This window comes from bacterium, assembly GCA_026129405.1.
GTDB lineage: Bacteria > Desulfobacterota > Binatia > DP-6 > DP-6 > JAHCID01.
This window is the reverse complement of record JAHCID010000005.1, coordinates 89587-108897: the sequence shown is the minus strand read 5'-3', so window position 1 is coordinate 108897 and position 19311 is coordinate 89587. Positions and strand designations below refer to the sequence as shown.

Below are 19311 nucleotides of genomic sequence, written 5' to 3'. Positions count from 1 at the left end.
CGCGCGCTATGACGCAGGCGTTCCCATGCAACCCGATCGACAGCGCGAAGCAGAGGCTCCGGCCACGGAGTTCGCTTCCGAGATCATCCTCAAGCTCCCCGAGCCGCGCAGCGCGGAAGATAGACTGATGCTCGCGGTGCTGGCCGACGCCGTCGCGCTGCTGCGCGAGCACGCCTACGGGCAGGAGCGTCACTCGCGCCAGCTCCTGCGCAACACGCTCGGCTGGTTCGAGAGCGACGACGTCGATTGGCCGCTCTCGTTCCGTAACGTCTGCGGCGCCCTCGGGCTCGACCCGCTGGGCCTGCACGCCGCGCTCGAGCGCGAGCTCGACGCCGGCGGCGATTGGATGCGCCGCGTCCGCGGCGGCGAGGTGCGGCGCTTCCCCTCCCGCGCCGACGTCGCGGACGTGAGCCCGCCGGCGCCCGGCCTGCGCCGCCCCGGACGCTGAGCCGGCTCAGGCGCCCGGCGCCAGCGCCGGCGCGGGCTCGTCGAGGTGGTCGACGCGCGGCCCCGTCGCGAGCCACGCCGCCCCGGCGCGGCGTCCCGCCTCGTACATCGCCCCCAGCACGCTGCGCTCGAAGTAGAGATACGAGCCGGCGCTGAAGCAGGCGTCGCGCGCGGGACGCACGGCCTCGTAGAGGGTGACCGCGCGGTACGGACCGCCCTGGAGGCGGGCGACGCGGTTGCGCTCCAGGAGCAGCTTGCGGTCGATGTTGTAGGCGTTCTCGAGAAAGCTGTCGACGGATCGCTCCACCGCGCGGCCGAAGTGCGCGAGGCCGCGCGCGCCCTGCTCCGCCGGCTCGGTCACCAGCACGGTGACGATCTCGTCGGCGCCGAGGCTGACGACCGGGGCGAGCGGCGTGTTCACGAGTAGACCACCGTCCCAGCACAGGTGCTCGCCGATCTGCACCGGCGGGAACAGCAGCGGGATGCTCGCGCTCGCGAGGACCATGTCGACGGTGATGGCGTCGACGACCACGTAGTCCGGCGAGTCCGTGGCCGGCGACGGTGCGCCGACGAAGCGCACGACCTGCCCGGTGTTGGCGTCGACCGTGTTGATCGCGAGCCGCACGCCGCGGTTCGGGACCCGCTCGCCGCCGAACTCCTCCACCAGCCGCGCGCGCAGCGGCGCGGTGTCGGCCAGGTACGGCTCCTGGATGCGCTCCAGCAAGCGGCTCACGAGCTCGAAGCGTGCGGTGAGGAGGTACTCGACCCACAACGCCACGACCTCGCCCGGCGCCGGGGAGAGATGGTTGCGCAGGCGCTGGAGGAACGCACGCAGCGGGCCGGGCCCGCTGATCCACCGGCGCCCCTCCTCGAGCGCGAGCGAGACGATGGCGCGCAGCACCCCGTCGAAGAAGAGACGGCTCGCGACCACCGGCGGGTCGTCGGCGAGCGCGCGCCAGAAGCGCAGCATCTCCTGCGGGCTGCGGCCGGCGGCGATGAGCGCGGCGTTGATGCCGCCCGCCGAGGTGCCCGACAACACCGCCGGCCCGCCGGCGAAGCGCTCGTCCTCGAGCAGGCGCTCGTAGACGCCGACCTGGAACGCGCCGCGCGCACCGCCGCCGGACAGGACGAGCCCGAGGGTGCGCCCCGGCCGCCGTCGCGCCGCTCCCGGCGTCATCCCCCTCTCCTCCGCACCCGCCCCCTCGTAGCCCACGGGCTCCGGGCGGGCAACGAAACCGGTGCCCGCGAAGCCGAAGCTCCGCGGGCACCCGCGTCGAGCCGATCAGAGGCTCGGGCAGCTCGGCGGAGCCGGCGTGCGCGACGCCGCGGTGAAGCGGCCGGCCACGTCGTTGTTCGCGTTCTTCGCGCCCGCCGCCGCACACCACGGCGTCGCGCTGCCGAGCTGGAGACGGATCGCCATGCGGCCCTGCGACGCCTCGTCGAGCGTGTAGGCGAAGTTCGATTTGCCGCCCTTGATCTTGATCTGGTCGGCCTTGAGGATGACGCGCGACACCGGCCCGTTCGGGTCGCTGCCCTTGAAGCGGTAGCCCTTCGGCGTCGGGGAGCTGTCGTAGGCCGCCCAGCCGCTCGCGGGCAGCGGGATCGTGACCGCCTCACCGCTGCCGTTCGCGTTGTAGACGACGAGGGTCGCACCGCCGAGCGTGGGATCGCCCGCCGAGACGCGGCCCGGAACCACGATGCGGTTCGCCGGCCCGTCCTTGCGGGTATCGGACTTGAAGTTCAGCTTGCGCGCCGCCGGCAGCGGCGGGTTGACGCGATCCTTCAGCGCCAGCTGCGTCGTCTGGACGAGGACGAAGGGCGCTGGCGGCACGGTCGTGGTGGTCGTGCTGGTGCTCGTCGTGGTCGTGACCGTCGTCGTGGTGGTCGACGTGACGGTGGTGCTGGTCGTCGTCGACGTCGTCGTCACGAGGACGGTCGTCGTGGTGGTCGAGGTCGTGGCCGTGATCGTCGTGGTCGTGGTGCTGGTCGTCGTCGTCGTCACGACGTTGCACGCGCCGCTCAACGTCGGTGGGAAGTCCGCCGCGTTGGCGGGGTCGGTGGCGCAGTCGAGCTCACGACGATCGAAGACGCCGTCGAGGTCACGATCGATGCCGATACGCGTCCCGGTCCCCGGCGGCACGGCCGTGAACGTGATCTCCTGGCCGGCGGTCTGGGCGAAGCCGCGCATCGTGGTCACGGAGACGAGCCCGTCGGCGTGCCGATCGAGGCGGAAGCTGTTGCCGCCGGCGTAGACGCCGCCGCGGGCTTCGCCCCCGATGTTGCCCTTGACGACGACGTCGCACTCCCCGGCGTCCGCACGGGCCAGGAGCAGGTTGATGCGGTTCACGAAGGAGACGCCGTTCCAGCTGGTCGAGTCGATCGACACCTGCTGGCCGACGACCGGGGCGAGCCCGGTGTCGTGCGCGAGCAGGAACGCCTCGATGGCGCGCTCCTCGGTGAGGTTCAGGTTCTGGAAGATCGCGCTGGCGACGAAGCCTTGGATGGTCGGCACCGAGCCGTCGTGCAGGAAGCCGAAGCCGCGGACCTGCTCGCCGGAGGCCCCGAACATGCCGACCTTCTGATAGAGGTTGCGCTGGTGGGCGACCTTGAACTCCTGGGTCTCGCCCTCGAACGTCGAGGAGCCGTCGGTGCCGAACGGCAGCCGGTGGCAGCTGACGCACGTGAGCGCGCCGGCGTCCGTAACGCGGGTGAGGAACAGGTTCTCGCCCTGCGCCTCCTGGGCGGTGGGCGCGTTGTCGAGCGCGCGGATCGGGTTCGGCGGGAACACGACGCTCAGGATGAAGTCGGTGAAGGACTGCATCTCGTCGTGCGTGAGCTCCGTCGCGCGGCCGAGGAGGCCGACGAACGCCGGGTTGAACTCCTTGAACGCGAGATCCTCGTCCAGCGGATCGCCGCCGACGCTGCCGCCGGTGCGATCGCCGCGCCAGTGCATCGGCCCGGCGCCCGCCATGCCGCGCAGGGTCTGCGTCGTCATCGGGCCCTTCATCGGATGGAACGGGCCGCCCGTGCCGATCAGGAACGGGTTCGGGTTCGGCACCACGGCGCCGAAGGGATCGCCGAGGTCCCACGCCAGGCTGTCGAAGTCGCCGAAGATGTGGCAGCTCGCGCAGGCCGAGTCGCCGTGGCCCGACGTGCCCAGGGCGTCGTAGAGGAAGATGCGGCCGTCACGCGCGAACGCCGGCGACGGATCGTAGCGCAGCGGCACGACGGCCGACTCGAACGCCGACGCCGGCGTCGACGCGTTCGCCACGATCGAGAGGTCGTGGCTGATGCGGTTCATGACGTAGAGGCGGTTGCGCGCCTCGTCGAGCACGACGCCGCTCGGCCCCTGCCCCACCTGGACCAGCGTCTTCGTGAGCGGCGTGATGGTGCCGGCCTCGAGCGCCGCCGCGTCGAAGATGCCGACCTTGCCCGAGCCGAGGCCGGCGACGTAGAGACGTGCGCCGTCGCTCGAGAAGACCATGTCGGTCGGGAAGGCCAGGGTCTGGTCGCGCTCGGACTGCGGCGAGATGCAGCCCGGCGGCACGCAGGTGTAGTCGATGTGCGGATTGAGATGCCGCGCCGTCGGCGTGGTGCCGTTCACCACCGTGATACGGCTCTCGGCGATGTGGCCCTGCACGCCCCACGTGTTGTTGATGCGCGGCTCGAAGCGCACCTGGTTCCGCGCCTCGGTGTTGCTGACGTAGAGCCGGTTCGAGCCGCCCGGACGGACGGCCATGTTGAAGATGACGGTGCCGACGCCCTGGACGTTGTTCGGCGCCGGGACCAGCGCCGGCGTTCCCGCGTTGGCGTCGATGATGAAGACGTCGCGGTCGGGCAGCGAGAACGGCACCCGCGAGTTCCAGTTGCGGTTGATCTCGTCGACCCAGTTCGTGCCGTTGAACTTGACGATGAGGCCGGTGTTGGGGCGGCCGGGCGTCGAGCCGGGCGGGTTCGGCGGCAGACCGCCGCCGCTCGTGACCGTCGGCTCGACGATCGCCGTCGTGCGGTTGCCGGTGTGGAAGCCGGCCGCATAGACGCGGGAGCCGTCGGGCGTGCGCGCGAGCGCGCGCGGGGTGTCGGTGAAGAGCGCCAGGGAGGCGATCGGCGTGCCGCCGAGGCTGCTGCCGAGGTTGGTCGCGTCCCAGACCTGCACGACCGCGCGTCCGGTGCCGGCGGTCGTGAGGTTGGCCGCCACGGTGCAGTTCTGGCCGCGCCGCGCGCTGGTGACGAAGGCGCGGTTGCCGCTGGTGCCGGCGAAGACGATGTCGCGCGGCTCGTCGCAGGTGAGGATGGTGCGCACGACGCGCGAGAGCGCCGGGTTGCCGGCGTTCACCTGCACGATGCTGATGCTGTCCGAGAGGTGGTTCACGACCCAGACCTCGGTGTTCGTGCGCGCCGCGACCGCGACGGGCTCGAGACCGACCGGGACCTCGCCGACGAGCGTCAGGCCGCCCGCGCCGACGTCGTAGATCGCGAGCCGGTTGTCGGGCGTGTTGACCGCGAACAGGCGGTTGCCGTCCGGCGACAGCGCGAGCGGTCGCGTATGCCCGCTCTCGAAGTTGACGAATGCTCCACTCGGCGACTGTGCGGCCGCAGCTGCAGCCCAACCCACGACCAGCGCCGCGACCAGTGCCCCGACGCGCCGCGCCCCTCGACGGCTTCCCATGCGACTCCCCCTCTCGGATCGCCCACGGACGGGCGACGGCGAGGGTTACACCACACGGCCGCGGCGCCGCTCAAGGAAAACGTATCGGCCGGTACGCGCGACGCGCCGGCCGTCCCTCATCGGGGCGAGGCGGCCGCCGTGCCGGGCAGTCCGGGCAAGATGGTCACGGCCTCGACGTCCGGCGGCGGCAGGCCGAAGACCTGCGCATAGAACGACCACTCCGCCTCCAGCGCCCGGCGGATGGTCGCGGCGCGGCGAAACCCGTGGCCCTCGCCCGCGAAGGGGACGTACGCGCAGGACCGCCCGCGGGCCCGCAACGCCGCCACCATGGCCTCGGCCTGGGCCGGCGGCACGACGCGGTCCTCGAGTCCCTGGAGGAACAGCACCGGCACCCCGATGCGGGCGGCGGCGTGCACCGGCGAGCGGGCGCGGTAGAGGGCCCGGCCCTCGGGCCAGGGGGCGACGAGGGAGTCGGTATAGTGGGCCTCGAAGTCGTGCGTCTCGTGCGCCAGCGCCTCCAGGTCGCCGACGCCGTACCAGCTGACGCCGGCGCGAAAGACGTCGTGGAACGCCAGCGCACACAGCACGGTGAAGCCGCCGGCGCTCGAGCCGCGGATCGCGGTGCGCGCCGGATCGGCCCAGCCGGCGGCGACGGCATGCCGGGCGGCGGCCACGCAGTCCTCGACGTCGACCACGCCCCATTGGCCGAGCAGCCGCTCGCGGTAGGCACGGCCGTAGCCGCTCGAGCCGCCGTAGTTGACGTCGAGGACGGCGAAGCCGCGGCTGGTCCAGAACTGGAGCGCCGGATCGAGCGCGCTGGACGCCGCGGCGGTCGGCCCGCCGTGGCAGCGCACGAGGAGCGGTGGGCGCGTCCCGGGCGGGGCCGCGTGGTCCGGGTTGCAGGGCGCATAGTGCAGCGCATGCACCTCGCGGCCGCCGGCGGACGGGAACCTCACCGCGGTCGGCGTCGAGACGCGGGCCGGGTCGAGGTCGTCGCCGGCACGGCGCAGCACCCGTGCGACGTCGCCGGCGAGATCGCGCGCGACGATCGCCGGCGCCAGTGCCGGCGCGCCCGCGCGCAGCACGAGCGTGCGGCCGGCAACGCGCACGGCCGACACCTCGGTGAAGGGCGCGTCGAGCACGCGCAACGGCCCGCCGCCCGCCGGCACGCGCCCGAGCTGCCACGTGCCGTCGCGGCCGACCGCACAGTAGACGGCGCCGTCGGGCGCGAGCGCGTAGAGGTGCAGCCCGAAGACCCACTGCGGCACGCCGAACTCCGCGGCCAGCGGACAGAGCGGCTCGGCGACGCCGTCCTGCCAGCGATGCAGGTTCCACCAGCCGCTGCGGTCGGAGACGAAGTGCAGCGCGCCCTCCGGCGACCACTCCGGCTGGAGCACCGACTCGCGCGGGCCGCCGGCGACGCGGGCGCGCGGCCCGAGTCGCCCCGCGGCGTCGAGCGGCGCGACCCACAGCTCGGTGCCGTCCCACGGCATGCGCGGATGGCTCCACGCCAGCCAGGCCAGCTGCGTGCCGTCGGGCGACAGGCGCGGCGAGGCGTAGAAGTCGTCGCCGGCGACGAGCGGCACGGGCGCCGCCCCGCCGTCGAGCGGCACGGCGGCGAGGACGTGGGTCGTGCGCTCGCCGAGCGCCTCACGCACGGCGACGAGCCGCCCACGCGCCACATCGATGCTGGCGTCCGCCCAGCGCCACGGCCCCGCCGGTGTGAGCGCGACCGGCGTGCGGTCCGGACCGACGCGATAGAGCCGCTGGTCGCCGTCGTGGACGACGCACACGACGGCGCCCTGTGCCGCGAGGGCACCGCCGCCGTACTCGTGGGCGCGCGTGCGCACGCTCCACGGCGCCGGCAGGACGTCCTCGGGCTCGCCCCCCGGCGCCCAGCGCACGAGCACGCCGCGACCGCCCTCGTCGGGACGCGTCTCGACCCAGTACGCCGCCTCGCCGGTGGTGACGAGGTCGCCGAAGCGCAGGCTCGCCGCCGCCACCTGCGCTGCGCCGAGCGGCGACGCCCAGGCGCCGTACGGCGCGCGCCGCATCAGTCCCCCGTGTCGCTGCCGCGACGGGCGCGGATGGCGGCGTTGGCGAGCGCGTCGCAGCGCTCGTTCTCGGGATGCCCGGCGTGGCCGCGCACCCAGTGCCAACGCACCCGGTGACGCTGTGCCTCGGCGTCGAGCGCGCGCCAGAGGTCCTCGTTCTTGACGGGCTTCTTGTCGGCGGTGCGCCAGCCGTTGCGCTTCCAGCGCGCCAGCCAGTCGTTCATGCCGTTGCGCAGGTACTGCGAGTCGGTGTGGAGATCGACGTCCGCCCCGTCGGGCACGCGGCGCAGCGCCTCGAGCGCCGCCATGATCTCCATGCGGTTGTTCGTCGTCGCCGGGTCGAAGCCCGACAGCTCGCGGCGCTGCGCGCCGTCGACGAGGATCGCTCCCCAGCCCCCCGGTCCCGGATTCCCGAGACACGCCCCATCCGTGAAGATCGTCAGCTTCATGCGCGGGCGGCGAGTGTAGGGACCGGCTCCGCGCCGCGCAACGCGCGCCGGCGCAGCGCCCACCACAGCAGCACGCCCGTCAGCGCGACGGCGAGCAGTCCCGCCACGCCGCCGATGAGCGGCGGCCATCCCGGCCCCATGAGCCACGCGGGCTTGCGGCGGATGTTCACGAACAGGCGGCCGACGCGGAAGACGGCGACGAACGCGGCGTGGATGCCGATCGCCGTCCACAGGCTGCCCGTGCGCAGCGTCGCCCACGCGAGCAGCGCGCCCAGCGCGGCGAGCCCGACGATGCTCGGCAGCGCAGCCGGATCGGCGAGCGGCACGAAGAGGGTCACCACGCGGTCGACGCCGGCCCACGCGTACACCTCGCGGCTGCCGCCCGGACGGAGCACGTGCACGACCGCGTAGACCGCCGTCGTCACCGCGACGCCGCCGCTGCGGCCGAGGTCGAGCACCAGCCGTCGCAGCAGCACGCCGCGGAAGAGCGCCTCCTCGCCGACGGCGATGAGCATCGCCCCCGACAGCCCGGCGAGCGCCTTGCGCACCATCTTCGCGGGATCGTCGAAGCGCACCGCGGGGCGCACGCCGTCGCCGAGGTAGGCGACGAAGAGCGCGACGCCGACGCCGGTGACCCCCGCCGCCAGCCCGAGGCCGAGGTCGCGGCGCCAGTGCGGCCACCGCAGCCCGATCTGGGTCGCGTTGCCGAGGTCGAGCCGGCGCCAGCCGAAGACGACGGCCAGCACGAGCAGCACCTGGAGCACACGGTTCCAAACGCGCGAGAACTTGAAGTCGAAGCCGAGCGCCTGGGTGCCCCACGCCACCCACGGGCTCAGCACCGCGGTGGCGGCGAGCAGGCCGAGGGCGGCGGCGAGCAGCCGGAGGGTCGGCACCGGCTCAGGTGGTGTAGGCGGCGTTGAAGTGGACGTACTCGACGGTGAGATCCGACGTCCACATCCATCCGCGCCCCGTACCCTGGCGCAGGCGCAGCAGCACCGTGAACTCGCGCTGCTGCATGCGGGCCTTGGCCCGGCGGAGCGCGCCCGGGATGGGCCTGCCGGCACGCGCCACCGGCACGCCGCCGATCACCACGTCGACCCTGCCGGCGTCGAGCGTGACGCCGGTGGCGCCGGCGGCGCACACGAAGCGGCCCCAGTTCGGATCGGCGCCGGCGAACGCCGCCTTGCACAGCATCGACTCGGCGACGCCCCGGGCGGCGCACTGCGCCGCGTCGTCGTCGCGCGCGCCCTCGACGGTCACCTGCACGCATTTGCGGGCGCCCTCGCCGTCGAGGACGACGAGGCGCGCGACCTCGGCGAGCGCCGCCGTGAGCGCCTGCTCGAAGCGCCGATGGTCGGGCGAGCCGGCGCGCACCGCCGCGTTGCCGGCGGCGCCGCTGGCGAGGAGCAGCACGCTGTCGTTGGTGCTCATGTCGCCGTCGACGGTGATGCGATTGAACGAGCCGTCTACGCCCGCCGCGAGCGCCCGGCGCGCGACGGCGGGCGACAGGCGCGCGTCGGTGCAGGCGAACACCAGCAGCGTCGCCATGTTCGGCGAGATCATGCCGGCGCCCTTGCCGAGCACCGCGATGGTCACCGGCTTGCCGCCCAGGCGCAGCCGGCGGACGGCCGTCTTCGGAAACGCGTCGGTGGTGCAGATGGCCTCGGCCGCGTCGCCGAAGCCGTCGGGCCGCAGCGCCCGCGCCGCCGCGCGCACGCCGCCCTGGAGGAGGTCGTCCGGCACCGGAACGCCGATGCGCCCGGTCGAGCAGACGAGCACGCTCGCCGGCGGCACCGCCAGCAGCTCGGCGACGAGGGCCGTCGACGACTCCGCGGTGCGCTGACCCGCGCGGCCCGTGCAGGCGTTGGCGTTGCCGGCGTTCACGAGCACGGCGGCCGCACGGCCGGTAGCCAGGCGCGCCCGCGTGAGCACGACCGGCGCCGCCGGGGCACGGTTCGTCGTCAGCACGCCCGCCGCCGTGACCGGACGCTCGCAGGCGATGAGCGCGACGTCGCGGCCGCGCGTCTTCAGCCCCGCGCGCACGCCGGCGAAGCGGAAGCCGGGGACGCGCACCCGATGGGCGCGGCGAGGCAGCTTCACCGCGTCAGGCCTGCGCGCCGTGGCACTTCTTGAACTTCTTGCCGCTGCCGCACGGGCACGGATCGTTGCGCCCGACCTTGTCGCCGTCGCGTGTGACCGTCGCCGCCCGGGGCCCGCCCACCGGCGTGTCGCCGTGCGAGAGCTGGACGCGCTGCTGCCGGCGCTGCCGCTCTTCCATCTCGCGCAGCTGCGCCGGCATCGGCGCCGGCTCCGACGTCGCCATCGGCTCCGCCAGCGCGTCGGCGCCGCCCTGGGCGGCCAGGCGCGGCTGCTGCGCCGGCGCGGCCTGCACCTGGAGCTGGACGCTCATCACCTTCTCGACGACGTCGCTCTCGAGGCGCCGGACCATGTCCTCGAAGAGGTCGTAGCCTTCCTTCTGGTACTCCTGGAGCGGGTTCTTCTGCGCGTACCCGCGCAGCCCGATGCCCTCCTTCAGGTGGTCCATGTTGAGGAGGTGGTCGCGCCACAGATTGTCGAGCGTCTGGAGGTAGATGATGCGCTCGAGGTGGCGCAGGACCGGGGGCGTGAAGAGGCGCTCGCGCTCCTCGTAGGCGTGCCGCACCGCCTCCGCGACGACGCCCTCGACCTGCGCGGGCCGCTCGAAGTCGTTCGCCATGTCCGGCAGCCCGAGGCGCAAGTTGAACTGCTGGAAGATCGCGTCGTCGAGCGTCCCGAGGTCCCACGTCTCCGGCGAGACGTCCTCGCCGCAGTGGAGGCCGACGAGGTCGGTGACCTGCGCCTCGATCATCTCGAGCACGTCCTCGCGCAGCTCCTCGCGGCCGAGGATCTCGCGGCGGCGCGCGTAGATGACCTCGCGCTGCTTGTTGAGGACGTCGTCGTACTCGAGCAGGTGCTTGCGGATGTCGAAGTTGTGGGCTTCGACCTTCTCCTGCGCGTTGCGGATGGCGCGGGTGACGAAGCGGTGCTCGATCGGAACGCCGTCCTCCATGCCGAGCTTCTGCATGAGGCCCTGCATGCGGTCGGCGCCGAAGATGCGCAGCAGGTCGTCTTCCAGCGAGAGGAAGAAGCGCGACGCGCCCGGGTCGCCCTGGCGGCCGGCACGGCCGCGCAGCTGGTTGTCGATGCGGCGGGCCTCGTGGCGCTCGGTGCCGATGATGTGCAGCCCGCCGGCAGCGACGACCTTCTCGCGCTCGGCGGCGCAGTCGGCCTGGAAGCGCGCGAGGATATCCTTGAAGCGTTCCTCGTACGCCTGCGGCGCCTTCTGCAGCTCCTCGCGGATCTCCTCGACGGCGGCGACGTACTTCGCGCGATCGGCCTCGTACTGCGCCTCGGCGAGCTGGAGCCCCTCGTCGTAGGGTGCCTGCTCGGCCTCGTGACGGCGCTCGAGGTCGAGGTACGCCTGCTCGGCCTCGCGGTACGTCTGGCTCCACTCGGCGGCCTGGCCGTTCGCGGCCCCCGGCTCGCGCAGCATGCGGATCAGATCGAGATGCGCGACCCCGCGCTCGTACTCGGCGCGACGGTCGTCGAGCATGCGCGCCGCCTCGTCCGAGCGCTGCCCGCCCTCGGCCCACGCCGCGAGCGCTTCGTCGTACCGTGCGCGGACGGCGCCCATCTCGTCGCGCTCCGCCGCGATCGCCTCGCCGCCGTCGCCGAACAGCGCCTGCTCGATCTCGGCCTTGAGACGTTGATAGCGCCCGGGGACGTCGGCACGGGCGCGCAAGGCCGGAATGAGATCGACCGAGCTGGCCTGCTCGAAGCGCGCGCGCAGGTCGCGCAGCGGCGAGAGCTCGCGCAGCTTGCGGTCGGCTTCGGTGAGCTTGTTCAGCGCCACCGAGCGCTGCGTCTCGATCTCCGCCAGCGCCGCGCCATGGCGCGCGCGCAGCGCCTGCACCGCCTCGTCGTAGCGCTCGCGCAGCGTCCGCAGGGCGTCCTCGTAGCGCTCGGCGTTGGCGTTGCCGCCGCCCAGCTTCGCCGACTCGCGGATCCAGGCGTTCTCCATCTCGGAGCGCGCCAGGAAGTCCGGGTTGCCGCCGAGGAGGATGTCGGTGCCGCGACCGGCCATGTTGGTCGCGATCGTGACCTGCCCGTAGCGGCCGGCCTGGGCGATGATGTTCGCCTCGGCCTCGTGGTTGATGGCGTTGAGGACGTTGTGCCGGATGGCGTCGCGCTTCAGCAGCTTCGAGACGCGCTCCGACTTCTCGACCGACGTGGTGCCGACCAGGACCGGCTGGCCCTTGGCGTTCGACTCCTTGATCTCCCCCACCACCGCTTCGAGCTTCTCGCGGTCGGTCTTGTAGACGACGTCGGGCAGATCCTTGCGCGACATGCCCTTGTTCGGGGGAACGACGACGACCTCGAGCTTGTACGTCTTCTGGAACTCGGCCGCCTCGGTGTCGGCGGTGCCGGTCATGCCGCCGAGCTTGGCGTACATGCGGAAGTAGTTCTGGATCGTGATGGTCGCGAGCGTCTGGTTCTCGCTCTCGATCTTCACGCTCTCCTTCGCCTCGACCGCCTGGTGGAGGCCGTCGGACCAGCGCCGGCCGGGCATCAGACGGCCGGTGAACTCGTCGACGATGATGACCTCGCCGTCCTTCACCACGTAGTCGACGTCGCGCTTGAACAGCGTGTGCGCCTTCAGCGCCTGCTGCACGTGGTGCAGGCTGTCGATCTGGCTCGGGTCGTAGAGGTTGGCGACGCCGAGGAGGCGCTCGCACTTGGCGACGCCCTCTTCGGTGAGCATCGCGTTCTTGTGCTTCTCGTCGATGGTGAAGTCGACGTCCTTCGCGAGCCGCGGGATGATGCGGTTGACGACGCGGTAGAGGTCGCTCGACGCCTCGGCGGGTCCCGAGATGATGAGCGGCGTGCGCGCCTCGTCGACGAGGATGTTGTCGACCTCGTCGACGATCGCGTAGTACAGCTCGCGCTGGACGTACTCCTCGAGCGCGAACTTCATGTTGTCGCGCAGGTAGTCGAAGCCGAACTCGTTGTTCGTCCCGTAGGTGATGTCGCAGCGGTACGCGTCGCGCCGCTCCACCGGCCGCAAGTTGAGGAACCGGTAGTCCTTCGGGATGTACGAGGGGTCGAAGCGCAGGCTCGTGTCGTGGATGATCGAGCCGACGGTGAGGCCGAGGAAGTGGTAGATCGGCCCCATCCACTGCACGTCGCGGCGGGCGAGGTAGTCGTTCACCGTCACGAGGTGCGCGCCCTTGCCGGCCAGCGCGTTCAGGTACAGCGGCAGGGTCGCGACCAGGGTCTTGCCCTCGCCGGTCTTCATCTCGGCGATCGAGCCCTTGTGCAGCACGATGCCGCCGAGGCACTGCACGTCGTAGTGCCGCAGGCCGATGGTCCGCCGGCTCGCCTCGCGCACCGCCGCGAAGGCTTCCGGCAGGACGTCGTCGAGGGTGGTCTCCTCGGCGGCGACCTTCGCCATCCACTCCCGCGTCAGCTCGGGGAACGCTTCGTCGGGAAGCTCCGTGAAGCGGCCCTCGAGGTCGTTGATCTCGTCGATCAGCGGTCGCAACCGGCGCATCATCCGGTCGTTCGCGCTCCCGAAGATGCGGGTCAGGAAGTTCGCCATTGCAAGCGCACCATTGTCGACGTGGACCCCTGGGGGGTCAAGCCGGGGCCTCGCCCCGGGCCGAGAGCGTGGGCCGACGCCTCATCGCTCGATCCGCACCGCCGACTCCACCCGCGCCCCGAGGAAGCGTTGGCCGATGCGCACGAAGCGGTCCGGGACGTCGGTGACGAAGAAGCTCGTGCCGCCCGTGCCCGCGGCGCGCGCGAGGCCCGCGTCGGCGAGCCGGGCCGCGACCTCCCGTGCCGTCTCCTCGGCCGAATCGACGAGGCGGACGCCGGCTCCCATGACCGCGGCGATGACGTCGCGCAGCAGCGGGTAGTGCGTGCAGCCGAGGATGAGCGCGTCGATGCCGCTGCGGGTGAGGCTCGCGAGATAGGTCTCGACCACACTGCGTGCGATGTCACCCTCGATCCAGCCCTCCTCGGCGAGCGGGACGAGCAGCGGGCAGGCCCGGGTGTAGAGCTCGAGCGACGGCTCGATCCGGCGCAGCGCCCGCGTGTAGGCGCCCGACGCGATCGTCGCCTCCGTGCCGATCACCCCGACGCGCCGCGCGTGCGTATGCGCCACGGCGGCGCGCGCCCCGGGCTCGATGACGCCGACGATGGGCACCGTGAAGCGGGCCCGGAGGACGTCGAGCGCCGTGGCCGATGCCGAGTTGCACGCGACGACGATCATCTTCACGTCGCGTGCGAGCAGGAACTCGACGTTCTCGATGCTGTAGCGCGTGACCGTCTCGCCCGACTTGGTGCCGTACGGCGCGCGTCCCGTGTCGCCGAGGTAGATCAGATCCTCGTGCGGCAGCGCGCGCAGCAACGCGTGCACGACGGTGAGCCCGCCCACCCCCGAGTCGAAGATGCCGATCGCGTCGTCGCGGCTGCTCATCGTCGCCTGCGCGCCGGAGGGCCGGCGGCATCGTCGCCGTTATGGAGGACGCGAGGCGGTGCGTCGAGCCAGCCGCGGAGCACGCCCCACAGGGCGTCGCGGCCGGCGCCCGTGTGCGACGACCAGCCGACGACGGGCACGTCGGGCCCGACCTCGCGCCCCAGCGTCGCGACCGCGACCGACGCGGCGTTGCGGCCGAGCTTGTCGATCTTGGTCACCACCAGCGCCGACGGCAGCTCCACATGATCGAGGAAGTCGAGCAGCTGGCGCTCGGCGTCCTGGAGGCCGCGGCGGACGTCGACCAGCACGGCCACGCCGCGCAGCGGCGCGCGGCGCCGCAGGTAGCCCTCGACGAGCGGCCCCCACGCCGCACGCTCCGCCTCGGAGCCGACCGCGAAGCCGTAGCCCGGCAGGTCGGCGATCACCAGGCGCTCGTTGACGAGGAAGAAGTTGATCTGCCGGGTGCGCCCCGGCGTGGCGCTGGTACGCGCCAGCCCCTTGCGGGCCAGCAGCACGTTCAGCAGCGACGACTTGCCGACGTTCGACCGGCCGGCGATCGCGACCTCGGGTCCGGCCGGCGCCGGCCCCTCCGCCCTGCCTGCCGCGGCGCCGAGGAAGCGGGCCGCGGTGACCTTCACGTCAGCCCTGGGCGGCGGCCGCGGCGGGCTTGTCGAGCCCGAGCGCGCGGTTCACGACCTTGATCTGGAGGATGTAGGTCTCGCGCAGCGCGCCCTTCTGCAGCGACGCGACCGGCAGCGCGGCCTTGTCCTTGCTCTCCTGCGTGAACGTGAGCAGCGTCGCCTTGCCGCCGTCCGCGGCGGTGAACTTGTACTCCGAGGTGATGTCGGCGAGCTTGAAGTCGATCGTCTTCGAGGTGATGCGCTTCTCGTCCGGGAAGAAGGTGTACTCCGTGACGACCTGCTGCATCTTGAAGCCCGGGGGCAGGATGTCGAGCGTGCCGACGAGGTCGATCGTCTTCTTGTTGCCCTCGGAGGAGACGACCTCGGACTTCTTCACGTTCTCCGGCGCCAGCTCCTTGGCGCGCTCCGGCTGCGTGAACGCCTCCCAGACCTGCTCGATGGGGGCGTCGATCTTGGAGGTGAAGTTCACCTTCCAGACGTCGCCGTCCTTCTCGATGCGCTCGGTCACGATCTCCTTGACGGGCGTCGTCGTCTCGCCGCCGCCACAGCCGCCGCAGCCACCGAACGCGAGCGCGAACCCGAGCATGAGAGGAAGAAGTCGACGCATGGCGCGGCTCTTAGCCGATGGCGCCTGGGCGGCACAAGACGGCCGCCGTCCGCGCTCAGCGCCGCCCGGCGGCGAGCACGCGCAGCACGATGCCGATGATGCGCAGGGTGTCCCGCCACGGGCGGTAGTGACTGATGCGCTCGTCGACCGGCGGGTAGAAGACCTCGACGGGGATGCCGACGAGCGGCATGGCCGCGCGGGCCGCGCGCAGGAGCACCTCGGTCTCGAACTCGTAGCGCGTCCCCTCGGTGCCGAGCGCCAGGGTCGACGCGACGGGATAGACGCGGAACCCCGATTGCGTGTCGGGGAGCGGCCGGCCCGCGATCCGCCGCATGAGCGTGTCGGCGACCCTGTTCCCGAAGCGGTTGATGCCGCGGATCGTGTGCCCCTCCTTCTTGCGCACGCCGACGACGATCGCGTCGGGCGCCGCCGCCGAGGCCGCCAGCAGCACGGGCAGCTGCGACGGCAGGTGCTGGCCGTCGGCGTCGAGGGTGAGCGCGTGGGTGATGCCGTGCTCGGCCATGTACCGCAGCCCGACCACGAGCGCGGCGCCCTTGCCGCGGTTGACGGGCTGGCGCACCACGACGGCGCCCGCGGCCTGCGCGCGCGCCGCCGTGTCGTCGGCCGAGCCGTCGTCGACGACCACGACCGGCGTCAGCACCTCGGCCGCTCCGCGCACGACGTCCGCGATCGAGCCCGCGGCATCGAACGCCGGCACCAGCGCCGCGGTGCTCACGGCGCCGCGGGCGCATCGGCGGCGGCGGGCGACGTGCCGAACCAGTCACGCGCTCCGACGCGCACGTAGGTCGCCATGCGGCGGAGGAAGCGCGGCTCGCCCGCGAGCGTGCGCGCCAGGCCCCAGAGCACGTCGGGACGCGAGTAGAAGGCCCGATACGCACGCCGGAACCAGCGCTCGAGCGTCTCGGCGCGGAGCCCGTTCGGGACGAACACCCAGTTCATCGCGTTCATGCGCTCCCAGTCCTCGACGAAGTGGCCGTGCTGGTGGATGGTCGGATACGCGGGCGTGCCCGGATAGGGGGTGAACTTGGTGATCTGCACGAGGTCGAGCGGTGCCGTGCGCAGGAAGGCCGTCGTCTCCGCCAGCGCCGCCTCGTCCTCGGTCGGGTGGCCCATCATGAGGAGCCCCTTCACGCGGATGCCGGCGGCGCGCGTCTGGCGCAGCGTCTCCAGCATGCGCGGCAGCTTCACCTCGTGCTTCACGACGTCGAGCACGCGCTGCGAGCCCGACTCGATGCCGTAGGCGATCTGCCAGCAGCCGGCGCGGCGCATGAGCGCCAACGTCGGCGGATCGAGGAGGTTCGGGTGGCTGTTGCAGCTCCACGTGAACCGGAACCCCTCGGCGAGAAAGCGCTCGCAGAGCGCGACGACGCGCGGGCGGTTCACCGTGAAGAGGTCGTCGTAGAAGAGGATGTGGCGCACGCCCATGCGCTCCAGGCGCCGGCACATGGCGACGACGTACTCGACGCCGTGGAAGCGGCCGCGGCGGCCGGACGTCGAGCGGTCGCAGAACGTGCACGAGAACGGACAGCCGCGCGACGTGACCAGGCTCGCGACCGGCGTCTGCCGGTAGTTGAAGACGTTGGGCAGAAAGCGCAGCGGGAAGCCGGGAACGAGGTCCCAGGCGGGCTCCGGCAGGCGGTCGAGCTCGTCGCCGTCGAGATAGGCGGCGCGCGGATTGGCGGCGACGCCGCCCGGCGTACGGTGCACGCAGCCCGGCACGTCATCGACGCCGCCGCCCGCGGCCAGCCGGTCGACCAGCATCGGATAGGCGCGCTCGCCCTCGCCGACGATGCCGTAGTCGAAGCCCGGGAACATGGCGAGCGTGCGCTCGGGGACCGCGCTCACGTGCGGGCCGCCGACGGTCACCACCGCGCCCGGCACGAGCGCCTTCACGCGCGCGGCGATGCGGCCCGCGTTGGTGACGGAGATCGTGGTCGCGCTGATGCCGACGTGATCGGGGCGCAGGGCCGCGACCGCCTGCGCAACCTCCTCGACGGGCGTCCCGGTGCGCTTGCCGTCGATCACGTGGACGCGGTGCCCGCGCTCGCGCATCACGGCGGCGAGCGTCAGCGTGCCGATGCCGGGGATGTCCTCCTCGCCCTCGCGCACGCGGTCGAGCTTGCGATCCCAGCAGACGTACGGCGGCTCGACGAAGACCACGGACCCGGGACGCATCGGGCCGCGTATAGCCGAGGGTCGCCGCCCCGGCCAGTAGCGAGATGGGCGGCAGCGCTTGGCCGGCAGGCCGGCGCGCGCTATCCGGCCGCCCGTGACACCGGCCTCGCCCACCCCGCTCCCGCGCCTCGTCGCCGCGCTCGCGGTCGCCGCCGTGGTCGGGCTCGGGCTCGCCCTGCGCTGGACGACGCCGGCCGCCGTCGCCGACCTGCGCCCGCGGCCCGACGCCCTCGAGTACGAGGAGGGCGCCCGACACCTCGCGCGCGGCGACGGCTACTGGCTCGAGATCGCCGGCGGCCGGTACCCCCCTCGCTACCCGATCGGCTTCTCGGCGCTGCTCGTGCCCGCGTTCTGGGTCGCCGGCGACGCACCGGGCACCGGCATCGTCGTCGTCCTCGCGAGCGCCGCCGTCGCGATCGCCGCAACCATCGGCCTCGGCGCCACGGCGGGCGGCCTGCCCGTCGGGCTCGCCGCGGGCCTGCTCCTCGCGCTCGCGCCGCTGCACGTGCGCTGGTCGCAGGCGGTGATGGCCGACGTGCCGACGACCACCGCCGTCGCGCTGCTCGCGTGGTGGGGCCTCGTCCTGCTCGCGCGGCGCGACGCGACGGCGGGCTGGGCGGGGCTCGGAGTATGCGCGGCCCTGGCGGCGAGCATCCGGCCGGTGGCGGCCGCCGTCGTGCTGCCGCTGGCGACCATGCTCGCCGTGCGCGGTGCGATCCGCCCCCTGGCCGCGCTCTGTGCCGGCGCCGCGCTCGGGCTGGTCCCGTCGCTGGCGTTCGCCTGGCAACGCTTCGGCACGCCGTTCGGCAGCGGCTACGGGTACTGGGTGATCGCCCGCTTCTTCGCGCCGGGCTTCGTCACCGGGCTGCCGGACGGCGGCGGCACGATGCCGAACGGCGTCTTCTACCTGCGCGAGCTGCTCGGCCTCGGCCGGCTCTACCCGCCGCCCACCGCCATCCTCGTCGCCCTCGGCACCGTCCTGGCCCTGCGCACGGCGGGCGGGCCGCGGCGCCTGCTCGCGCTCGCCGCCGGCGTCCTCGTCGTGCTGCTGGCGCTGCACCTGCCGTTCTTCTGGCAGTGGGATCGCTTCCTCCTGCCGGCCCTGCCGCTGTGCTGCGCGCTGGCGGCGATGCCGCTGCGGGCCGGAGGGCCTGCGGCGCTGCGCGCGGCCGCCGTCGTGCTGGTCGTCGCGGCCGCGGCGTGGCCGCTGCGCACGCCCGGCGCGTTCGCCGCGCCCGACCCGGATCGGCAGGAGGTCGCGGCGCTGCGCATCGTCGCCGCGACGGTCGAGCCGAACGCCGTCGTCGTCGCGCGCACGCATCCGTTCCTGTTCGACCGCCTCGTGCACCGCGGCACCGACCGCCTGTGGGTGCCGGTCGGGCAATGCGAGCACTGCGCGACGATCGCGCGCTGGCGCCTGCGGCCGTCGGGACCGGCCGCCGACGACGGCCGCTGGATGCTGCCGGCGATCGACGTGCCGTTCGACGCCGACGCGGTGGCGCAGACGCTGGCGGCGATCGCCGCCACCGGCCGGCCCGTCTACTACGCGCCCCTGCTCGACCCGCACCTGCCGCCCGAGCCGGCGCTGGCGCACCTGCTCGACGTGCGCTTCCAGCCGCTGCTCGCCGACCCGGGCCAGCGCATCGCGCTCTACCGGCTGACGCCGCCGCGCCCCCCGGCCCCGGCGCCGGGCGGGTGACGTCCTCCCCGGGGCGCGCGCGCCCCCCC

At 73.2% G+C, this 19311-nt stretch carries 14 protein-coding genes; 2 read left to right on the top strand and 12 right to left on the bottom strand.

Annotated features, from left to right (window positions below; translation table 11 throughout):
* Nucleotides 1-25: 25 nt before the first annotated feature.
* Nucleotides 26-448, top strand: a complete 423-nt coding sequence (locus KIT14_17915) for a hypothetical protein (protein MCW5892402.1) — start codon at nt 26-28, stop codon at nt 446-448.
* A 6-nt stretch (nt 449-454) separates the two neighbouring features.
* Here the strand turns inward: KIT14_17915 and KIT14_17910 are convergent, their stop codons facing one another.
* From KIT14_17910 to KIT14_17855, 12 genes are all read right to left on the bottom strand, one after another.
* Nucleotides 455-1624 (bottom strand): patatin-like phospholipase family protein, encoded by a 1170-nt coding sequence (locus KIT14_17910; protein MCW5892401.1) that lies wholly within the window; start codon nt 1622-1624, stop codon nt 455-457.
* A gap of 105 nt (nt 1625-1729) precedes the next feature.
* On the bottom strand, nt 1730-5116 hold the full coding sequence (locus KIT14_17905) for a beta-propeller fold lactonase family protein (GenBank protein MCW5892400.1): 3387 nt from the start codon (nt 5114-5116) through the stop codon (nt 1730-1732).
* Nucleotides 5117-5232: 116 nt separating this feature from the next.
* Nucleotides 5233-7170 (bottom strand): S9 family peptidase, encoded by a 1938-nt coding sequence (locus KIT14_17900; protein ID MCW5892399.1) that lies wholly within the window; start codon nt 7168-7170, stop codon nt 5233-5235.
* The gene (gene rnhA, locus KIT14_17895) at nt 7170-7619 is read right to left on the bottom strand and encodes a ribonuclease HI (protein MCW5892398.1); all 450 of its coding nucleotides are present in this window, start codon (nt 7617-7619) and stop codon (nt 7170-7172) included. The genes KIT14_17900 and rnhA overlap by 1 nt, the downstream gene beginning before the upstream one ends.
* Nucleotides 7616-8512 carry a CPBP family intramembrane metalloprotease gene (locus tag KIT14_17890; GenBank protein MCW5892397.1) on the bottom strand — a complete coding sequence of 299 codons (897 nt, stop codon included), beginning with the start codon at nt 8510-8512 and terminating at the stop codon, nt 7616-7618. The genes rnhA and KIT14_17890 overlap by 4 nt, the downstream gene beginning before the upstream one ends.
* 4 nt (nt 8513-8516) lie before the next feature.
* Nucleotides 8517-9719, bottom strand: a complete 1203-nt coding sequence (gene argJ / locus KIT14_17885) for a bifunctional glutamate N-acetyltransferase/amino-acid acetyltransferase ArgJ (GenBank protein ID MCW5892396.1) — start codon at nt 9717-9719, stop codon at nt 8517-8519.
* A 4-nt stretch (nt 9720-9723) separates the two neighbouring features.
* On the bottom strand, nt 9724-13257 hold the full coding sequence (gene secA, locus KIT14_17880) for a preprotein translocase subunit SecA (protein ID MCW5892395.1): 3534 nt from the start codon (nt 13255-13257) through the stop codon (nt 9724-9726).
* 81 nt (nt 13258-13338) lie between these two features.
* Nucleotides 13339-14139: a glutamate racemase gene (locus KIT14_17875; protein MCW5892394.1), complete on the bottom strand. Its 801-nt coding sequence runs from the start codon at nt 14137-14139 to the stop codon at nt 13339-13341.
* Entirely contained in the window at nt 14136-14777 is a 642-nt protein-coding gene (yihA, locus tag KIT14_17870; protein ID MCW5892393.1) for a ribosome biogenesis GTP-binding protein YihA/YsxC, read from the bottom strand. The genes KIT14_17875 and yihA overlap by 4 nt, the downstream gene beginning before the upstream one ends.
* A gap of 1 nt (nt 14778) precedes the next feature.
* On the bottom strand, nt 14779-15366 hold the full coding sequence (locus KIT14_17865; GenBank protein MCW5892392.1) for an SRPBCC family protein: 588 nt from the start codon (nt 15364-15366) through the stop codon (nt 14779-14781).
* A 76-nt stretch (nt 15367-15442) separates the two neighbouring features.
* Entirely contained in the window at nt 15443-16123 is a 681-nt protein-coding gene (locus KIT14_17860) for a glycosyltransferase family 2 protein (protein MCW5892391.1), read from the bottom strand.
* Nucleotides 16120-17583, bottom strand: coding sequence for a cobalamin-dependent protein (locus KIT14_17855; GenBank protein ID MCW5892390.1), 1464 nt, complete (start codon nt 17581-17583; stop codon nt 16120-16122). Before KIT14_17855 ends, KIT14_17860 begins: the two co-directional genes overlap by 4 nt.
* A 94-nt stretch (nt 17584-17677) precedes the next feature.
* Here KIT14_17855 and KIT14_17850 point away from each other — a divergent pair, with 94 nt between their 5' ends.
* Nucleotides 17678-19282 carry a hypothetical protein gene (locus tag KIT14_17850; protein ID MCW5892389.1) on the top strand — a complete coding sequence of 535 codons (1605 nt, stop codon included), beginning with the start codon at nt 17678-17680 and terminating at the stop codon, nt 19280-19282.
* The last annotated feature ends 29 nt before the right edge of the window (nt 19283-19311 follow it).

Coding starts and splice junctions, on each gene's coding strand:
- KIT14_17915 (MCW5892402.1), top strand. CDS start 26: ATGCAACCCGATCGACAGCGCGAAGCAGAGGCTCCGGCCACGGAGTTC.
- KIT14_17910 (MCW5892401.1), bottom strand. CDS start 1,624: ATGACGCCGGGAGCGGCGCGACGGCGGCCGGGGCGCACCCTCGGGCTC.
- KIT14_17905 (MCW5892400.1), bottom strand. CDS start 5,116: ATGGGAAGCCGTCGAGGGGCGCGGCGCGTCGGGGCACTGGTCGCGGCG.
- KIT14_17900 (MCW5892399.1), bottom strand. CDS start 7,170: ATGCGGCGCGCGCCGTACGGCGCCTGGGCGTCGCCGCTCGGCGCAGCG.
- rnhA (MCW5892398.1), bottom strand. CDS start 7,619: ATGAAGCTGACGATCTTCACGGATGGGGCGTGTCTCGGGAATCCGGGA.
- secA (MCW5892395.1), bottom strand. CDS start 13,257: ATGGCGAACTTCCTGACCCGCATCTTCGGGAGCGCGAACGACCGGATG.
- KIT14_17875 (MCW5892394.1), bottom strand. CDS start 14,139: ATGAGCAGCCGCGACGACGCGATCGGCATCTTCGACTCGGGGGTGGGC.
- KIT14_17865 (MCW5892392.1), bottom strand. CDS start 15,366: ATGCTCGGGTTCGCGCTCGCGTTCGGTGGCTGCGGCGGCTGTGGCGGC.
- KIT14_17855 (MCW5892390.1), bottom strand. CDS start 17,583: ATGCGTCCCGGGTCCGTGGTCTTCGTCGAGCCGCCGTACGTCTGCTGG.